Source organism: Pseudomonas sp. MIACH, assembly GCF_001269925.1.
Taxonomy (GTDB): domain Bacteria; phylum Pseudomonadota; class Gammaproteobacteria; order Pseudomonadales; family Pseudomonadaceae; genus Aquipseudomonas.
Genome location: NZ_LHVO01000053.1, coordinates 95,007 through 113,751 on the forward strand (window position 1 = coordinate 95,007; position 18,745 = coordinate 113,751).

At 62.3% G+C, this 18,745-nt stretch carries 18 protein-coding genes; 7 read left to right on the top strand and 11 right to left on the bottom strand.

What is annotated here, in order from left to right:
• The first annotated feature begins 6 nt into the window (after positions 1-6).
• Complete coding sequence (locus tag AD670_RS20870; RefSeq protein ID WP_053136697.1) at positions 7-621, top strand: NAD(P)-dependent oxidoreductase; 615 nt, start codon at positions 7-9, stop codon at positions 619-621.
• Positions 622-744: 123 nt separating this feature from the next.
• Here the strand turns inward: AD670_RS20870 and AD670_RS20875 are convergent, their stop codons facing one another.
• A complete protein-coding gene (locus tag AD670_RS20875; RefSeq protein ID WP_053136700.1) occupies positions 745-1,617 on the bottom strand; it encodes a LysR substrate-binding domain-containing protein in 873 nt (290 codons plus the stop codon).
• Between the two features lie 111 nt (positions 1,618-1,728).
• Here AD670_RS20875 and AD670_RS20880 point away from each other — a divergent pair, with 111 nt between their 5' ends.
• From AD670_RS20880 to AD670_RS20895, 4 genes are all read left to right on the top strand, one after another.
• The gene (locus AD670_RS20880) at positions 1,729-3,354 is read left to right on the top strand and encodes a 5-guanidino-2-oxopentanoate decarboxylase (protein ID WP_053136703.1); all 1,626 of its coding nucleotides are present in this window, start codon (positions 1,729-1,731) and stop codon (positions 3,352-3,354) included.
• Positions 3,351-4,793: an aldehyde dehydrogenase family protein gene (locus AD670_RS20885; RefSeq protein WP_053136706.1), complete on the top strand. Its 1,443-nt coding sequence runs from the start codon at positions 3,351-3,353 to the stop codon at positions 4,791-4,793. Before AD670_RS20880 ends, AD670_RS20885 begins: the two co-directional genes overlap by 4 nt.
• 145 nt (positions 4,794-4,938) lie before the next feature.
• Positions 4,939-6,126 carry a cyanate transporter gene (locus AD670_RS20890; RefSeq protein ID WP_053136709.1) on the top strand — a complete coding sequence of 396 codons (1,188 nt, stop codon included), beginning with the start codon at positions 4,939-4,941 and terminating at the stop codon, positions 6,124-6,126.
• Between the two features lie 137 nt (positions 6,127-6,263).
• The gene (locus AD670_RS20895) at positions 6,264-7,199 is read left to right on the top strand and encodes a LysR family transcriptional regulator (RefSeq protein ID WP_053136711.1); all 936 of its coding nucleotides are present in this window, start codon (positions 6,264-6,266) and stop codon (positions 7,197-7,199) included.
• Positions 7,200-7,489: 290 nt separating this feature from the next.
• On the opposite strand, the gene AD670_RS20900 is transcribed toward AD670_RS20895, so the two are convergent.
• The 9 genes from AD670_RS20900 to AD670_RS31720 all read right to left on the bottom strand — a co-directional run bounded on the left by AD670_RS20900 (position 7,490) and on the right by AD670_RS31720 (position 15,437).
• Positions 7,490-7,852 (bottom strand): 5-carboxymethyl-2-hydroxymuconate Delta-isomerase, encoded by a 363-nt coding sequence (locus AD670_RS20900; RefSeq protein WP_053136714.1) that lies wholly within the window; start codon positions 7,850-7,852, stop codon positions 7,490-7,492.
• A gap of 55 nt (positions 7,853-7,907) precedes the next feature.
• The gene (locus tag AD670_RS20905) at positions 7,908-8,831 is read right to left on the bottom strand and encodes a LysR substrate-binding domain-containing protein (protein ID WP_053136717.1); all 924 of its coding nucleotides are present in this window, start codon (positions 8,829-8,831) and stop codon (positions 7,908-7,910) included.
• A gap of 83 nt (positions 8,832-8,914) precedes the next feature.
• Complete coding sequence (locus AD670_RS20910; protein WP_053136720.1) at positions 8,915-10,234, bottom strand: MFS transporter; 1,320 nt, start codon at positions 10,232-10,234, stop codon at positions 8,915-8,917.
• 56 nt (positions 10,235-10,290) lie between these two features.
• Complete coding sequence (locus AD670_RS20915; protein WP_053136722.1) at positions 10,291-11,610, bottom strand: MFS transporter; 1,320 nt, start codon at positions 11,608-11,610, stop codon at positions 10,291-10,293.
• Between the two features lie 73 nt (positions 11,611-11,683).
• On the bottom strand, positions 11,684-12,562 hold the full coding sequence (locus AD670_RS20920) for an SMP-30/gluconolactonase/LRE family protein (protein WP_053136725.1): 879 nt from the start codon (positions 12,560-12,562) through the stop codon (positions 11,684-11,686).
• A 64-nt stretch (positions 12,563-12,626) separates the two neighbouring features.
• Positions 12,627-13,559, bottom strand: a complete 933-nt coding sequence (locus AD670_RS20925) for a 3-keto-5-aminohexanoate cleavage protein (RefSeq protein ID WP_053136728.1) — start codon at positions 13,557-13,559, stop codon at positions 12,627-12,629.
• Positions 13,560-13,626: 67 nt separating this feature from the next.
• Positions 13,627-14,415, bottom strand: a complete 789-nt coding sequence (locus tag AD670_RS20930; RefSeq protein WP_053136730.1) for an SDR family oxidoreductase — start codon at positions 14,413-14,415, stop codon at positions 13,627-13,629.
• Positions 14,412-15,134 carry a GntR family transcriptional regulator gene (locus AD670_RS20935; protein WP_053136733.1) on the bottom strand — a complete coding sequence of 241 codons (723 nt, stop codon included), beginning with the start codon at positions 15,132-15,134 and terminating at the stop codon, positions 14,412-14,414. Before AD670_RS20935 ends, AD670_RS20930 begins: the two co-directional genes overlap by 4 nt.
• Before the next feature lie 156 nt (positions 15,135-15,290).
• Positions 15,291-15,437, bottom strand: a complete 147-nt coding sequence (locus AD670_RS31720) for a hypothetical protein (protein ID WP_172681511.1) — start codon at positions 15,435-15,437, stop codon at positions 15,291-15,293.
• 197 nt (positions 15,438-15,634) lie between these two features.
• Here AD670_RS31720 and AD670_RS20940 point away from each other — a divergent pair, with 197 nt between their 5' ends.
• Together AD670_RS20940 and AD670_RS20945 are read left to right on the top strand one after the other, a co-directional pair.
• The gene (locus AD670_RS20940; protein ID WP_053136735.1) at positions 15,635-16,939 is read left to right on the top strand and encodes an MFS transporter; all 1,305 of its coding nucleotides are present in this window, start codon (positions 15,635-15,637) and stop codon (positions 16,937-16,939) included.
• Positions 16,939-17,697, top strand: a complete 759-nt coding sequence (locus AD670_RS20945; protein ID WP_053136739.1) for a substrate-binding domain-containing protein — start codon at positions 16,939-16,941, stop codon at positions 17,695-17,697. Before AD670_RS20940 ends, AD670_RS20945 begins: the two co-directional genes overlap by 1 nt.
• Here the strand turns inward: AD670_RS20945 and AD670_RS20950 are convergent.
• Complete coding sequence (locus AD670_RS20950; protein ID WP_053136742.1) at positions 17,689-18,591, bottom strand: LysR family transcriptional regulator; 903 nt, start codon at positions 18,589-18,591, stop codon at positions 17,689-17,691. The two genes, AD670_RS20945 and AD670_RS20950, sit on opposite strands and share 9 nt — an antisense overlap.
• Positions 18,592-18,745: the final 154 nt, after the last annotated feature.

Here is an 18,745-nt window from a genome sequence, read left to right on the forward strand (position 1 = left end):
AACGTCATGAGCAAGATCGCAATCATTGGAGCCACCGGCCGTGCCGGCAGCCAATTGCTGGAAGAAGCACTGCGTCGTGGGCATAGCGCGGTGGCTATCGCGCGTAACACCGACAAGCTGGCTGTACGCCCCGGCGTCACCGTCAAGCAGGTTGATGCACTGGATGCCAATGCCCTGGAACAAGCCATCAGCGGCAGCGATGTGGTGATCAGTGCGGCACATTTCGCCACCCTGCCCGCCAACGCCGTGATTGGCCCGGTGAAAAAAGCCGGAGTGAAACGCCTGCTGGTGGTCGGCGGTGCCGGTTCGTTGCTGCTGCCGGGTGGCGGACGCGTGATCGACAGCGAGGGCTTCCCGGCTGAATACAAAGCCGAAGCCAGTGCAGGGGCCGCGTTTCTCGATGTGCTGCGCCAGGAAAAGGAATTGGATTGGACGTTCCTGTCGCCGTCGGCCTTGTTCGATGGCACCGAACGCACCGGTAAATTCCGCCTGGGCCAGGATGATTTGCTGGTGAGCAGTGACGGTACCAGCTCGATCAGCTTTGCCGACTACGCCATCGCCATGATCGACGAAGTGGAAGCACCGAAACATTCCCGCCAGCGCTTCACCGTCGGCTACTGACCCAACGCGGTCAAGAAATGTGGGAGGGGGCTTGCTCCCGATAGCAGTGGTTCAGTTGGAGCCTCTTTGACTGACACACCGCTATCGGGAGCAAGCCCCCTCCCACATTTGGATCTTCAGCGCCTACGACTGCTGCGCCTGGCTCACTAACCAATCCATCAGCGCTTCAAGCCCTGCCGACGGCACCGTCCCCGGCGGATACACCAGGTAATAGCCCTTGCCCGTCGGCACCCGCAGTTCAAACGGCATCGCCAAGCGCCCCGCCTTCAGATCCTCGCCCATCAACGCACTGTCGCCCATCGCCACCCCGGAGCCCTGGGAGGCAACGTTCATCGCCAAATCCAACGTCTCGAAATGATGCCCCTGGCTCACATTGCTCAACCGCGTATTCGCCGCCTTGAGCCACCGCGCCCAATCGCGCTCGTCCCGCGTGGGGTGCAGCAGCACCTGTTGCTGCAGGTCCGCCGGGGTGTGCAAACCGGCGAGCAGCGTGGGGGCGCAGACCGGGGTGAGTTGCTCATCGAACAAATGCCGCGCCTCGGCCGACTGCTCGGCAATGGGCGCATAGATCACCGCTGCGTCGAATTGCTCGCGACGAAAATCCACGCTGTAGGCCACGGTGGTGGTGAGTTCCACCGGCACGTCCGGGCGTTCCTTTTGCCACTGCATCAAGCGCGGCAACAACCAGCGCATCACACAGGTGGATGCCTTGATTTGCAAGGTGTGGCGACGACTGCCGATCTGCTCCACCGCGTCACCGAGCAGGCCAAACACCTGCTGCACCCGTTGCGACCACTCGCGACCTTCTTCAGTCAGGCTCAACCCCCGTGCCTGGCGCTGGAACAAGGCGTAGCCCAAATGGCTCTCCAACCCGGCGATCTGCCGGCTCACCGCGCCTTGGGTGATGTGCAGTTGCTCGGCGGCGCGGGTGAAGTTGCAGCACTGGGCCGTGACCCAGAAGGTATGCAACGCGGGCAGTGGCGGAAGGCGTTTCATAAGGTCGCAGCCATGACGTGAGGACATGGCTAGTATGACTTTTTATCGATTGTTGCCGCTACGGGCCAGCCGTTCCAATACCGCCACGAATCCATAACAAGAGCGACACCTATGGCGACCTGCGGCGAAGTATTGGTCAACCTCCTGGAAAGCTACGGGGTGGACCAGGTGTTTGGTATTCCCGGCGTGCACACCGTGGAGCTGTATCGCGGCCTGGCCCGCTCGAGCATCCGCCACGTCACCCCGCGCCACGAACAGGGCGCCGGTTTTATGGCTGACGGTTATGCGCGCACCAGCGGCAAGCCGGGCGTGTGTTTCATCATCACCGGCCCCGGCATGACCAATATCACCACCGCCATGGGCCAGGCCTATGCCGACTCGATCCCGATGCTGGTGATTTCCAGCGTGCAATCGCGCAGCCAATTGGGCGGTGGGCGCGGCAAGCTGCATGAGCTGCCGAACCAGGGCGCGATGATGGCCGGCGTGGCGGCGTTCTCCCATACGTTGATGTCGGCAGCGGAGTTGCCCGCCGTGCTGGCGCGGGCGTTTGCGTTGTTCCAGGCCGGCAGGCCGCGCCCGGTGCATATCGAGATTCCGTTGGATGTGCTGGTGGAGAACGCCGATGCACTGCTCGGCAGTCAACCGGTCAGCGTCGCCCGTGCCGGTGCGGCACCGTCGGCGGTCAAGCAGATGAGCCAGTTGCTCGCCGCCGCCAAACGCCCGCTGATCCTGGCCGGTGGTGGCGCGATTGAGGCGGCCACCGAACTGACCCGCCTGGCCGAAACCCTCGGCGCGCCAGTGGCCCTGACCATCAATGCCAAGGGCATGCTGCCTTCCGATCATCCGCTGCTGATCGGCTCGACCCAGTCCCTGGTCGCTACCCGCGCGCTGGTGGCTGAGGCCGATGTGGTGCTGGCCATCGGCACCGAGCTGGCCGAGACCGACTACGACGTGACCTTCGCCGGTGGCTTCGAGATACCCGGTGCGCTGCTGCGCGTCGATATCGACCCCGACCAGACCGTGCGCAACTACCCGCCGCACCTCGCACTGGTGGCCGATGCGCAGATCGCCGCCGATGCCTTGCTGGCCGAATTAAACCGCACGCCGCTACCCCCTCGTCACACCGACTGGGGCGCTCAGCGCGTCGCCCGTCTGTGGGCCGAACTGAGCCTCTCCTGGGACGCCGCCACCCGCGCGCAAACCCTGTTCCTCAACACGGTGCTGGAGACACTGCCGGGCGTCGTGCTGGTGGGCGATTCGACCCAACCGGTGTACAGCGGCAACCTGACCCTGAACCTCGACCAGCCGCGCCGCTGGTTCAACTCCTCCACCGGCTACGGCACCTTGGGCTACGCCCTGCCGGCCGCCATCGGCGCCTGGCTGGGCCGTGGCGATGGGCAGCCGGTGGTGTGTTTGATCGGCGACGGCGGGCTGCAATTCACCCTGCCGGAACTGGCCAGCGCGGTGGAAGCGCGCACGCCGATCATCGTGCTGCTGTGGAATAACCAGGGGTATGAAGAGATCAAGAAATACATGCTCAACCGCGCCATCGAACCGGTCGGCGTGGACATCTACACCCCGGACTTTATCGGCGTGGCCAAGGCCCTCGGCAGTGCTGCCGACAGCGCTCACAGCGTTGCACAGCTAAGCAACGCCTTGCGCGCCGCCGCCGATCGCCAGGGGCCGACGCTGATTGAGATCGACCAGAACCTATGGATGCAGGAGGTAGCGGTATGAGCGCAGTATTGAACGGTGTGTATATCGATGGCGCATGGCGTGCAGGCCACGACGTGCTGGAGGTGATCAACCCGGCCACCGAGGCGACTCTGGCGCGCATCAGCGTCGGCGATGCGCAGGCCGTGACCCAAGCCGTCGATGCGGCCAGTGCGGCCTTTATCGATTGGTCGAAAAGTACCGGCCGTGATCGCGCCAGCCTGATGCGCAAAATCGCCCAAGGTGTCAGCGAGCAGCGCGAACAGCTGATGCACCTGCAGTCGAGCAACAACGGCAAGCCACTCTTTGAAGCCGGCATCGATGTGGACGACGTGATCGCCACGTTCGAGTACTACGCCGGTATCGCCGACGCCATGGACGCTGGTCAGGACCTGTCGGTGGCGCTGCCCAGCGATGACTTCAGTGCGCGCCTGCGCCGTGAGCCCTGCGGCGTGGTAGGGCTGATCGTGCCGTGGAATTTCCCGATGGTCACCACCGCATGGAAACTCGCCCCGGCCCTCGCCGCCGGTTGCTGCGTGGTGCTCAAACCGTCGGAAGTCACGCCGTTGGCGGAGTTGCAGTTGGCGCAAATCATCGCTGACGCTGGCATCCCGGCGGGGGTGTTCAACCTGGTGTGCGGCACCGGGTTGGCCGTTGGCGCACCGTTGGCCGCAGACCGTCGCGTGGCGAAGATTTCCTTCACCGGCAGCAACGCCGTGGGGGTGCAGGTGATGCAACGCGCAGCGGAAACCATCAAGGGCGTAAGCCTGGAATTGGGTGGTAAATCTTCGCTGCTGGTACTCGCGGATGCCGACCTCGACCTGGCGGTGGAGCTGGCGTGTGGCGGTAGTTTTTTCAACGCCGGGCAAATGTGTTCCGCCACCAGCCGCGTGCTGGTGGCCGACAGCCTGGTGGATGAGTTCCTGCAGCGTTTGCAGGCACGGGCTGAAGGGATTCGCGTCGCCGACCCGTTTGCCGACGACGTGGAAATGGGCGCGCTGATCAACCGCGTGCAGTATCAGCGGGTGCTGGGGCATATCCAACGTGGCGTTGAGGCTGGCGCGCGATTGGTGTGTGGCGGTGAACGCCCGGCGAATCTGGCGAAGGGCTACTTCATTCGCCCGACGGTGTTTACCGACGTGCCGCTGGACAGTGCATTGTGGAACGAAGAAATCTTCGGCCCGGTGCTGTGTGTACGACCTTTTGCCAGTGAGGACGAGGCCATCGCCCTGGCCAACGACAGCGATTTCGGCCTGGTGGCCAGCGTGGTCAGCCGTAGCGTCGAGACCACCGAGCGCGTGGCGAATGCCTTGCAGGCCGGGTTGGTGTGGATCAACGCACCGCAGGTGATCTTCCCGCAGACCGCATGGGGTGGTTACAAGCAGAGCAGTATCGGCCGCGAGCTGGGCCCGTGGGGGCTGGCGGCGTTTCAGGAGATCAAGCATGTGATCCGGTCTATCTGACGGCGCAGAACAACTGTGGGAGGGGGCTTGCCCCGATAGCGGTATCTCCGTTAACTGCAATTTTTAGATAGCCCCTGCGACTTTCTCATTTGCCCCCCTCCCCCATGCGTGGCCTGATTCGCCCTTGTTCATTCAAGGCAGGCCCATGGAAAACGTTCAGGCAAAACCCACCACCGCCGTATGGCTGATGATCAGCGTCGTGCTGGTCGCCCTTAACCTGCGGCCGTCAATGGCCGCCGTGGGGCCGTTGTTGTCGTCGATTCGCGGCGAGGTGCCGTTGAGTTTCAGCAGCGCGGCGTTGCTGACCATGTTGCCGGTCATGGCCATGGGCCTGGCGATGTTCTTTGGCATGGGCGTGGCCAAGCGTTTTGGCGAGCACCGCAGCATTTTGCTGTCACTGCTGGTGATTGGCGTGGCGACAGTGTCGCGGCTGTTCCTGGATTCGGCCCTGGAGTTGATCGTCAGCGCCATCGCCGCCGGTGTGGGTATCGCCATGATCCAGGCGCTGATGCCGGCCCTGATCAAGTCGCGGTTCAGTGACAACGTTTCGCTGTTCATGGGCCTCTACGTCACGGCCATCATGGGCGGCGCGGCGCTGGCGGCAGCGTTCTCGCCCTGGGTGCAGGTGCAGACCGGCAGTTGGCGCATCGGCCTGGCAATCTGGGCAGGCCTGGCGCTGCTGGCCCTGGTGTTCTGGTACGCCCAGCGCTCGGTATTGCCGCCCTTGCCCCAAGCCGCCGCCGGCCCTAAGGAGTCGTTTTTCGGCAACGGTCGCGCCTGGTTGCTGGCGATTTTTTTCGGCCTCGGTACTGCGTCCTACACCTGTGTACTCGCGTGGCTGGCGCCGTACTACGTGGAGCAAGGCTGGAGCGAACAGAATGCCGGTTTGTTGTTGGGTTTCCTGACCGCAATGGAGGTGGTGTCCGGCCTGGTCACGCCGGCCATCGCCAACCGTCGCCGGGATAAACGCGGGGTGGTGGCCGTGTTGCTGGTGCTGATCATCCTTGGGTTCTGCGGCTTGATCCTCAGCCCGCAACACCTCAGCTTGCTGTGGCCGTGCCTGCTGGGCCTGGGTATCGGCGGGTTGTTCCCGATGAGCCTGATCCTGTCCCTCGACCACCTCGATAACCCGCGCCGCGCAGGGGCCCTGACCGCCTTTGTGCAGGGCATCGGCTACCTGATTGCCGGCCTGTCGCCGCTGATCGCCGGGATGATCCGCGACCAACTGGGTAGCTTCGAATGGGCCTGGTGGTCCCTGACCGCGGTGATTGTGCTGATGCTGCTGATTGTCACGCGCTTCAACCCAAGGCATTACGCGCAGCATATTCGCTGAGGTCGCGTTACAAACAGTATTTGTCCCACACAAAACATAGAAGCGCCCTACAGCGCTTTCTATTGGCACGCTCGTTCCGTTAAGCTTTCGCGCTGTCTTGTACTGACTTCGGTACATGGGGTTTACGGACGAAACCGATGTTAAACAGTAACTTACTCAGAAAACTCGATATGCAGGACTTGATGGTGTTTATCGCCGTCTATGACCAGAGCAGCGTGACCGAGGTGTCCGAAACCCTATTCGTCAGCCAGTCCACCGTGAGCTACAGCCTGAAGAAGCTGCGCACCAGTTTTGAAGACGAGCTGTTTATCAACACCCGCGCGGGCATGCGTCCTACGTACAAGGCCACCACCATGTACGCCCATGTGCAGAAGATCCTCGAAAGCATCAACCTGTGCCACGCCGGTGGCCAGGCCTTCGACCCCACGCAAAAGGCCGTGACGTTCAATGTGTGCGCGCCGGAGTACTTCGAACAACTGATCCTGCCGCGTCTGTTGAAGAATTTCGACCGGGCGGACCTGCCGGTAATCGTCAATGTGCAGAAGCTCGAAACCGAGATCCCCGCCGACGACCTGCGCGAGGGCCGCCTGGACCTGGTGATTTGCTTCGGCCCGCACTTTCACCGTGCCCATAAAGACTTCAAGACCCAGATGCTGCTGGAGGACGACCTGGTCTGCGTCTTCGATAAACGCTCGGCGCCCAGGGAGCCTGCCTTCAGCCTGCAATCGTTCGTCGAGCGACGCCACGTGTTCCCCACGCCATGGACGTCCGACACCAACATGATCGACGGCTGGCTGGCGCGCCAGTCCCACAAGCGCCAGGTGATCGCCCGGGCCAATAGCTACAGCGCAGCCCTGAAGATGATCACCGGCACCGACTTCATCGTCACCCTGCCGCGCCGCGTGCAAAAACTGCTGGCGCCCGCGACGGTATTCGGCCACTGCGAGGCCCCCAACGGGTTGCCGGGGTTCACCCTGGATATGCAGTGGAATGAAAGCAGTGAACAGGACAGCGCCAATACCTGGTTTCGTGAGCAGGTGGTGAAGGTGTGTGCGGATCAGGGATTACTCTAACGTCTGTGGCAAGGGAGGTCCCACTACCTCTTCGACGTAGCGCTGTCGCGCAGCAAACTGGGACATCTGTGGCGAGCGGGCTTGTCCCGCGTTGGGGCGCGAAGCGCCCCTAATGAAGAAGAATGCGGTGTATCAGGCACTCCTCTGCGCCTGGTTCTGGGGCTGCTGCGCAGCCCAACGCGGGACAAGCCCGCTCGCCACAGGAGCGCGCTCGCCTGAAATGGCTTATGCGAGACTCAAGACTTTAGAGTGAAATTTTAAATTGCTCCCTCGCCACGATGGATGGCGTGTCAGCCAATCGCGACTTTGCTGTAGGAGTCGCGATCCATGTCGACCAGCAGGACGCTGAGCTGAACCTGTATATCCGCCGGCCAGTCGCCCAGGTCCTGCAATGCTGCCAGCAGGCTTTGCGACAATTGCTGCTTGACCTGCGGCGAACGCCCGCTGAGCAGCGACAGCTTCACCGCGATGAAACCGCGAGGGTTGAGGGAGGTGCCCACCTGAAAATGCTCAACCTTCACGGCGCGGCTTTTGATATCGAACTCGGAGCCGAATTGCCCGGACGCCATCAGCACGTTATTGAGCCGTAACAGGGTTTTCTCGACGGCCAGGTTTGTCAGGTTGGCGGTGTATTCCAGGTGCAGGTGTGGCATGGATGACTCCGAGTCATTCGTAGGAAAGTTGTTAGATATAGCACGGATAAAAGCCTCAGGCGTTGTTCGCCAGGCCCCGATCACTCATGAACGCTTCCAGCCGCGAACGCACCCAGCGTTCAGCCGGGTCGGTGTCCACATGGCTGAGCCAGACCATGGACAAATCCAACGTCGGCGTCTCGAACGGAAACGGCTCACAGAACAGGTTGCCCGACACCGCCATGGCTTCGGCGGTGTAGTCCGGCAGACTGGCGATCAGGTCGGTGCCGGCCAGCAACGCCGGCAACGCGCTGTATTGCGGCACCGACAACACCACATGGCGCTTGCGACCGATTTCCGCCAGCCACTCATCGGCAAACCCGGACACATTGGCGGTGTGGGACACCAGCACATGGGGGCGCGAGCAATATTCATCGAGGGTCAGCGGGGTGTCCGAGGCATCGGCGCGCAGCAGTCGCGGACGAATGTGGCGCAACAGCTTGCGCTTGGCATTGGCCGGCAGGCCACGGGTCTGGGTGATGCCAACCGTGATATCGCCGGACGCCAGTAGATCAGGAATCCGCCAGTAGTCCACGTGCTGCACCACGAACACCACCTGCGGCGCTTCCTGGCGCAAGGCGCGCAGCAACGGTGGCAGCAGGCCGAACTCGACATCATCGGACAGGCCGATGCGAAAGGTCATGGTGCTGATGGACGGGTCGAAATCGTGGGTCAGGCTCAGGGCCGACGACAGTGAGTCCAGGGCCGGCGACAGGTGCTGGATGATTTCCTCGGCGCGCGCGGTGGGTTCCATGCGATGGCCGACGCGAATGAACAGTGGGTCATTGAACAAGGTGCGCAGGCGGTTGAGCGCCGAACTGATGGTCGGCTGGCCGAGAAACAGCTTCTCGGCCACCCGCGTCACATTGCGCTCGAGCATCAGTGCTTCGAAGACCACCATCAGGTTGATATCGGCCTTGCGTAATTCATTGCGATTCATCGGCGCCTGCCCCTTCCCCAAGACAAGCCGCAGTTTAGAAAGGCAATAGGGCCGCGTCTATGCCGGTGGACGCATGGGGTTGCCTATTTCGTCACCGGTTTCAGCACCCCGTGAGTGGCAGGTGCCGGCTCCTGGCCCTGACGCAAGCGCAACGCCGCCAGCGCGGCGACCACCAGCACCACGGTGATGACTTTCAAGCCGTTCATGGCATTGCCGGTGCTCATTTCAATTGCGCCCATCACCGAGGGGCCGACAAACCCACCCAACAGCCCGCAGGCATTGACGAAGCCCAAGCCACCCGCCAGCGCCACGCCTTTGAGGCGCGAGGCCGGGTACAGAAAAATGATCGACTGCACCACAAAGAACATCACCGCCGACAGGCAAAAGCCCAACAGGCTGAACACCGGCCCCGACACCGACGCAATGCCCAAGCCCAGCGCCATGGTCAATAACCCCGTGACCAACAGTCGACGACAACGTCCGGGCGTGGTGGCAAAACGCGGGATCAGTACCGCACCGAGTGCCGCCGCGATCCACGGCAATGAGGTCAGCAAACCGACGCTCATGGTGCTCAGTTCGCCATACTTGCTGATGATGCTCGGCAGGAAAAAAATCACGGTGTAGACGGTGATCTGATGGCAAAAGTACACAAAGATCGCCAGCAGGATTTGCGGGGTCAGCCAGTTTTTCAACGCGTGACCGCCCTCCCCGGCACCTTCCTCGGTTTCCACAGCGATGCGCTGTTCGATGCCGCGTGCCTCTTCAGCCGTCAGCCACGGTGCCTTGCTCGGGCGGTCCGGCAACTTGCGCCATACCACCCAGGCAAACGCCACGGCCGGCAGGCCTTCGAGCAGGAACATCCACTGCCAGCCGTGCCAGCCGAGCATACCGTCCATGCGCATCAAGGCCGCACCCACCGGGCCGCCGATGATGTTGGCAAAGCACACGCCAAGCAGGAAATAACCGGTGGCCCGCGCCCGCTGTTCACGGTTGAACCAGTACGTCAGATAGAGCATGACGCCGGGAAACAAACCGGCCTCGGCGATGCCCAGCAGCAGGCGCAATACGTAGAACGACGTCTCGCCCTGCACAAACGCCATGGCGGCCGAGATCAGGCCCCAGGTCACCATGATGCGGGCAATCCAGAACCGCGCGCCGACCTTATGCATGATCAGGTTGCTGGGGATTTCCGACAGAGCATACGTGAGGAAAAACAGCCCGGCCCCCAGCCCGTAGGCCGCCGCGGAAATGCCCAGGTCGACGTCCAGGTGATGCTTGGCCAGGGCGATGTTGGTGCGGTCCAGAAAACTCAGGATGTAGGCGATGATCAGCAAGGGCATCAGCTTGGCGAACATCAGTGCGTTCAGCGCCTGCGGGTCGCGGGCCGAAGTGGCGGTAGTCATTGGGCAATTCCTCTTGGCGCCCCGCCAGCCTGGCTGGGGGGCGCATCACTGTTGTTCTAGGGTTCGAGTTGCACAACCAGGGCCTGCGGGCGATGGGAAAACAGTTGCAGCAGCGCGCCGCCCAGGGCGCAGCCGGCCATCACGAAGAAACACACGGTGTAGCCATGCAAGGTGGTCCAGCCGCCACCCATGGCAATCAGGCTGCCCATCAGTACCGGCGCCAGGCCGCCGCCGATAAACATCGCGGTGGTGATGATGCCGTTGGCGGTGGACGTCGCCGACGGCTCGGCCGAGTCGCAGGCCACCGCGTAGTAGATCGGCCACACCGCGTTGGCCACCAGGCCGAACAGCAGTTGCACGACGATGATCAACGTCAGGGTATTGGCGAAGTAGAACGCGCCGACACTCGCCGCCATCCACAGCCCGCAGATGATCAGGGTGGTACGCCGGCCGATGATGTCCGACAGCGACGGCCACACCAATTGCCCGAGAATGCCGGTGAGGGTGAACACCACGCTCATCCCTGCCGACTCCGCCAGCGACAGCCCGGCGATGTTGTAGAGGTAGGCCGGCAACACGATGTTGACGCCCATGTACACCACTTGGGTGAGCATCGTATTGCCCGCCGTGAGGGCAATATTGCGGTTACGCAAGGTGGCGACAAACGTGCGCCAGGCCTCGCCCTTCACGGTGCTGGCCGGGGCGTTGTCGGGTGGGGTCATGCCCTTGGCGGCGATGTCGACGTACAGCGCGGTAATGCGCTCGGCTGTGGAATAACGCGCCCAGAAGATCATCAGCGGCAGCGCCACCACGAAGGCGAAGAAGAACACGTAGCGCCAGTTGTCCTCGCCGAACACGGTGATGACAAAACTGGCGACGATGCCGCTGAGCATTGCGCCAATCGGGTAACCCGTGTGGTGCGCTCCCAAGGCAAACCCGCGACGCTCCACCGGCCACCACTCGGCGGTGTTGCTCACGCCCACCGGCTCGCCCCAGCCGGCGCCGAGGTTGACGCCGACGCGCAGGGCGATAAAGGTCGCGAGGTTGCCGCTCAAGGCTTTGAAGCCGGACAGGAACGAGATCGCCGTGTAGCCGAGCACCAACGGCACCTGGAACCGTGCACGTTTCCAGCCGCCGTAGCGGTCGCTCCACATCGAACCGGGAATATCCAGCAGGGCCAGCGCGAGCATGACCACCGTGGCCACGGTGCCCCATTGGTCGGCGGATAAATCGAAATGCTTGGAGATGGTCGGCCCCAGGCGCAACACGATCTCACGGTCGTAGGCGTTGAGGATCCAGATCATCCAGCAGACCAGCAGCGATACCCAGGAATGCCGGTGAATGCTGCGCAGCGACGCTTTTTTTAAAGTTGCCATGGGCCTCTCCAGGCGCGCGAGGGCGCGCACTGACACAAGGTTGCAAAGGAAGGTGCCTTGTTGAATCAACGCGCTAGCTGGCGAATCGTCGCTCGGCTATTCCTTGCACGCCCAACCCGGTAATGGCGAACAGCGCGCCGCGCTGCTGGCCGTCGGCCGGAAAACGCGGCAGCGGCGGCTTGGCCATGGAGGTCACAAACAGGGTGTCCAGGTTTGGCCCGCCAAAGGTCAGGCTGGTGACCTTTTTTACCGGCATCTGGATGATGCGATCGACGTGGCCGTCCGGGGTGTAGCGCACCAGTTTCCCGGCGTAGACCAGCGCTTGCCACAGGCAACCTTCAGCGTCCACGGTGCAGCCGTCGGCCGCGCCGCCACTGGCGGTATCGACCTTGGCGAAGGTGCGGCGGTTGCTCACGGCGCCGGTGGCGAGGTCGTAGTCATACGCCCAGATCTCGCCGGACCAGGTGTCGCAAAAGTAGAAGGTCTCCCCCGACGGGCTCCAGCACGGGCCGTTGGAGACGATGATGCCTTCGTCCAGGGTGTGCAGGCTCAAGTCGGCGTCGAGACGGTAGAGTTTGGCGCTGGCGCTGTCTTCCAGGGTGTCCATGGAGCCAAACACAAAGCGGCCCTGGCGGTCGACCTTGCCGTCGTTGAGGCGGTTGTTCGGCAGGTTCGGTTCCGGGTCCTGGATCAGCGCCAGTTCGCCGCTGGCGAGGTCCAGGGTGTGCACGCCGTTTTGCAGGGCGACGATGGCCGCCTCGCCGTTATGGCGCAGGGCCATGGAGCCGATCTTCTGGCCCACGTCCCAGGCACGTAGCTCGCGACCATCATCGGTGCAGCGCAGGATGCGGCCGTCGGCACTGTCGATCCAGTACAGCCGTTGTTGTTCGACGTCCCATACCGGGCCTTCGCCCAGGGTGGTCTTGACGTCCACAAGCACTTCGATACGCATGGTGTGATCCCCTTATTGTTGTTGTGCGGGATGCAGGCCGCGCGATTACGCGGCCTTTAGCTGGTTAGAAGTTGACGTGGTCACGCCCCTTGAGCCCGAGGATTTCCCGCGCTTCATCTGGCGTGGCGACACGATGGCCGAGGGCTTCGATCACCGTACGAATGCGCCGCACCTGGTCGGCATTCGAGGCCGCCAGCTTGCCCGGGCCGTCCCACAATGAATCCTCCAGGCCGACACGGGCGTTACTGCCCATGGACAGGCCCATGGTCGCCAACGGAATTTGCCCACGCCCGGCACCGAGGATCGACCACACGTAGTCGTCGCCAAACAGGCGGTCGGCGGTACGACGCATGTGCGCCAGGTCTTCGGGGTGGCTGCCGATACCGCCACGCAGCCCAAACACTGACTGGATAAACAACGGCGGCTTGAGCAGGCCGCGTTCCAGGAAGTGCGCGGCGGTGTAGAGGTGGCCGATGTCGTAGCACTCGATTTCAAAGCGGGTGCGGTTCTCGGCGCAGGCATTGAGGATGTGGGTGATGTCGCGGAAGGTATTGCGGAAGATCCGGTCGTCACTCTCTTCCAGGTACGGACGCTCCCAGTCGTGCTTGAACTCGGTAAAGCGGTTAAGCATTTCGTACAGGCCGAAGTTCATCGAGCCCATGTTCAGCGAGGCCAGTTCCGGCTTGAACTGCATCACCGGTTGCAGGCGTTCTTCCACGCCCATCGTGGGTGCGCCGCCGGTGGTGATGTTGATCACCACGTCACTGGCGGCCTTGATGTGCGGCAGGAATTCGGCGAACAACGCCGGGTCCTGGCTGGGGCGGCCGTCAATCGGGTCACGGGCATGCAGGTGAACAATGGCCGCGCCGGCTTCGGCGGCGCCAATGGCAGCGGCGGCAATTTCCTGGGCGGTGATAGGCAAATGCGGCGACATCGACGGCGTATGAATCGCACCGGTGACGGCGCAGGTAATAATGACGGGGCGTTTTTTGGACATGACGATTCTCCGACTTTTATTCTTATGAAAAAAATCCTGGGTCCAGCGCTGTGTGTTCTTCCGTGGCTTACAGGTACTCGACGTTTCCGTCGACGCTGATCGCTTGGCCGGTCACGTTGCGTGCGGCGGGCGAACAGAGGAACAAGGCCATGGCCGCGACGTCTTCGGCGGTGACCATGCGCTTGAGGGAGATCTTGTTGAGGTATTCCTGGCGCATCTCGGCTTCGGGCACGCCGACCTGTTCGGCCCGGGCACGGATCACGCCGTCCATGCGCGGGCCTTCGACGATACCGGGCAGCAAGGCGTTGACGCGGATGTCGCTCTCACCCAGCTCCGACGCCAGGGATTTCATCAGGCCGACGATGGCCCACTTGGTCGCCGCATACGGCGTGCGCCAGGCGTAGCCGAGGCGTCCTGCCACCGAGGCGATATGCAGCAAGTGGCCGTGGGACGATTCTTTGAGCATCGGCACCGCGTGGTGGGCAAAGCGGTATTGCGCCGTCAGGTTGATATTGATGGTGGCTTGCCACTCGGCGTCGCTGATCGCATCGATACCACCGGTGGGCCCGGCGATCCCGGCGTTGTTGACCAGCACATCAAGGCCGCCGAAATGCTCGCGCTGTACCTTGAAGACCGCCTCGATCTGCGCGGCATCGCTGACGTCGGCACGGGTGGCGATGCTGCCCGGGTACTTGTCACGGAACGCCGCCAGGGCCGGTTCGCTCACATCACACACATGCACCTGGGCGCCGGCTTCCAGATACGCCGCCGCCAACACCTCACCAATCCCGGCAGCCCCGCCGGAAATCAATACACGTAACCCAGGATAGGGCTGCAGCCGTTGTAGGACACTCATGCACGTTTACCTCCTGAAACAGACGACCGCGCACGGTCGCTCTTGACGAGCAGGCGCGCCAGGGAATCGGCGGCCTGCATGATGTCATCGGTCACCGCCGCGCGGGCACCGGCGCCATCGCGGGCGGCCAGGGCTTCAACGATGCGCGTGTGCGCTTCCATCGAACGTTGCAGGTGAGCTTTATCCGGGGCAACCAAGGCAAAGCACGGGCCCATGTGCAGCCAGAAGTTTTCCACCGCAGCCATGGTCAATTCGGCCTGGGCCACCGCGTAGATGCGCCGGTGGAAAGCGAAGTTGGTCCACAGGTAGCGGGACACGTCGACTTCATCAGCGGCATGTTGCATCTGTTGGCACAGGTCGGTGATTTCGTCGAGGTCGGTTTTTTGCAGGAGCTGCACGGCTTTTTCCGCCAGTAACCCTTCGAGGGCGACCCGCGCATCACGAATTTCGCGCAGGCGTTCGACGGTCATCAGGCGTACGCGCAGACGGGAGGTCTCGGTGACTTCAAAGGCGTTTTCGGCGCTGAGGCGTTGCAGCGCTTCACGCACCGGCATGGGGCTGGAGCCGAGCGCTTCGGCCAGGCCACGGATGGTGAGTTTCTGGCCGGGCTGGAAACGGCCACTCATCAAGGCTTCGCGGATCTGGCGATAGACCTGGTCTTGCAAGGTATCGCGGGAGACCTGGCGCAGGGTGGGCAGGAGCAGCGGACCATCTGTCATGAGTCAAAGCCTGTGTTGTCGTTCTTATGCCTCCAATATGTGATCACAAATCAAATATGTCAAATAATTTCCCGGCGAAAAAAAGGGAGCTGCCGAATCACCTATCGGCAACTCCCATTGGGGTCGCGCCTTGGCCAAACTTACCCTTGGGATGAATCAGGGCTGCAAAGGGCGCTCCTGATCCCGCTCGGAAAGCTCCGTACCATCATCCGGATGTTTCCAGGTCTGGGGTTTTTCCTCTTCACGCTGCCGAGGGGGTTGTTCACGCTCCGGCTCATCCTGGCGCTGCTGTTCGTTGCCCATGGTCACCTCCCATCCGTAAGAATTGGTCACACCTTTGCAGCATAGAACAGCACAGGACTGTTAAGCGGCGCTCCGATTGATAGCTAACGCACATCAATCAATCTAAATTTGTCACTTTTCATTTCTAAATGTGTCAGCCACTATTCCAGGTCTTAAGCGAAACAAGCACGTTAAAAGAACGCTGGAGACACAAAACCATGACTAGCCCTTCCCGGCCCGACTCTGCCAGCTCGAAAGTAGGCGCTGTATTGCGCGTTACTTCGGGCAACTTCCTCGAACAGTTCGACTTCTTTCTGTTCGGCTTCTACGCCACCTATATTGCTGCCGCGTTCTTCCCCGCCGCTAATGAGTTTGCGTCATTAATGATGACCTTCGCCGTGTTCGGTGCGGGGTTCCTGATGCGGCCACTGGGCGCGATCATCCTGGGTGCTTACATCGATGACGTCGGTCGCCGCAAAGGGCTGATCGTGACGCTGTCGATCATGGCCAGCGGCACGCTGTTGATCGTGCTGGTGCCGGGTTATCACACCATTGGCCTGTGGGCGCCGCTGCTGGTGCTGCTGGGCCGCCTGTTGCAAGGCTTCTCGGCCGGCGCGGAACTGGGCGGTGTGTCGGTGTACCTGTCTGAAATGGCCACGCCAGGGCGCAAGGGTTTCTACACCAGTTGGCAATCGGGCAGCCAACAGATCTCCATCGTAGTCGCCGCCGCGCTGGGCTATGGCTTGAACGTGTGGATGGAGCCGTCCGTGGTGGCCGACTGGGGCTGGCGTATTCCGTTCGCCGTCGGTTGCGTGATCATCCCGTTCATCTTTGTGCTGCGTCGCAACCTGCAGGAAACCGAAGAGTTCGCCAACCGCAAGCATCGCCCGACCATGCGCGAAGTGCTGGCCACATTGGCGAAGAACTGGACCATGGTCATCGGCGGCATGCTGATGGTCGCGATGACCACCACCGCGTTCTACCTGATCACCGTGTACGCGCCGACGTTCGGCAAGACCGTGCTGCAACTGAGCACCTCCGACGCCCTGCTGGTGACCTTGCTGGTGGCGGTGTCGAACTTTGTCTGGCTGCCGATCGGCGGCACCCTGAGCGACCGCTTCGGCCGCAAGCCGGTACTGATCGCCATGACCGCGCTGACGGTGCTCACGGCTTATCCGGCGCTGTCCTACGTGGTGAATGCACCCAGCTTCGCCCATATGCTGGAAACCCTGCTGTGGTTCTCGTTCCTGTACGGCATGTACAACGGTGCAATGATCCCGGCCCTCACCGAGATCATGCCAGTGGAAGTGCGCGTAGCGGGTTTCTCCCTGGCCTATAGCCTGGCAACCGCGATCTTCGGTGGTTTCACCCCGGCGATCTCCACCTGGTTCATCCACATCACCGAAGACAAGGCGTCGCCGGCCTATTGGATGATGTTCGCAGCGCTGTGCGCGCTGTGTTCGACCCTGGCGCTGTATCGTCGCGCCAACGCACGCGGGCAGGTCATGCAGGGGGCGGCGTGATGAAGTCTCTGCTCAAGACCCTGACGGCCCTGGCCCTCGGCGGACTGGCGCTGACGGCCCAGGCCGAACAGCTCAAGGTGATGACCTCGGGTGGCTTCACTGCCGCTTATAAACTGCTGGGCCCGCAATACGCCCAGCACAGCGGCGACACCCTCGACACGATCCTCGGCCCGTCCATGGGCAAAGCGCCGGAAGCGATCCCCAACCGCCTGGCCCGAGGTGAGCACGCCGACGTGGTGATCATGGTCGGCTACGCCCTGGATGACTTGATCAAACAAGGCAAGGTCGACCCGGCGTCCCGCGTAGAACTGGCCGACTCACGTATCGGTATGGTGGTGAAACAAGGTGCGGCCAAACCCGCGATCGGTACCGATGCCGAACTCAAGGCAGTGCTGAGCCAAGCCAAGTCCGTGGCGTATTCGGACAGCGCCAGCGGTGTGTATGTCGAGAAAGAGCTGTTCAAGAAGCTCGGCATGCCCGCCAAAGGCACCATGATCGAACGCCTGCCGGTGGCCGAACAGGTTGCCAAGGGCGATTACGAAGTGGGTTTGCAGCAGGTGGCGGAGTTGTTGCCGGTGCCGGGTGTGACCTACGTCGGCAAGATCCCGGAGGATGTGCAATCGGTGACGCGCTTTGCGGCGGGCATTCCGGTCAACGCCGAACACCCTGAGCAGGCCAAGGCACTGTTGCAGTTCCTGGCCTCGCCCCAGGCACAACCGGTGGTGCAATCCACCGGCCTGGACTCAGTGTCACGCTGACCGAAACGGCATCTCCCGCACCAACCGCTCCAACTCCAGCGCCGCCGGCGGCAATGTCCGCCCGCGGCGCTTGATCAAGCCCACATTGCGCATCACCTGCGGCTCCACCAACGGCACACTGACCAAAATCGGGTGCTCCGAGGCGGGCATCGCAATCGACGGCACCATCGCCACCCCCAACCCTGCCTCCACCAGCCCGATCATGGTGGTCACATGGTGCGTCTCGCAGATACTCGGCTTTTTCACCCGCACCCCGCGCAAGGCCTGATCCAGCAGGAAGCGGTTGCCCGAAGTCTTGTCCACAGTGATGTATTCGTACTCATAGGCTTCGGCCCAGGTCACGGCGTCACGCTGGGCCAGTGGATGGTCACGGCGACAAGCCAGCACATAGCGCTCTTGCAGCAGCAACTCGAACTCCATCTCATCGGCCAGGCTGCCACTGAAGCTCACGCCGAAATCTGCCTCACCACTTTCCACCGCGTTACACACTTCACCGGCACTGGCATCCAGCACCCGTAGGCGAATCTTCGGATAGAGCTTGTGGAATTCGGAGATCACGTGGGGCATGAAGTAGTACGCGGTAGACGGCACGCAGGCGATGGTCACGTTACCCATGCGCGTGGACGCGACATTGCTGATGCCCATCAGGGCGACGTCGAGGTCGTCGAGTATGCGTTCGACCTGCGGCAGGAAGGCGCGGCCGACCATGGTCAGGCTGACGCGGCGGGTGGTGCGTTCGAACAGCTTTACGTCGAGGGCGGACTCAAGTTTTTCGATGCGCCGGCTGAGGGCCGGTTGCGAGATCCGGATGGCCTCGGCGGCGCCGCGAAAACTGCCCTTGTCTACCACGGCGCGAAAGGCTTGGAGGTCGTTGAGGTCGAAGTTGATGATCACAAGGGCTGGCCAGTTGAGTCGGGATGGGCGGCATTATCGTCTGGCTGCCGAGTGCACGCTAATTAAACCCTGCCGCCAAACCCTACACAGGCCTGAAGCGCCCGCGTGATGCGGCTTGCGGCGATTGAACGAAAACCATCGAAACAATTCAAAA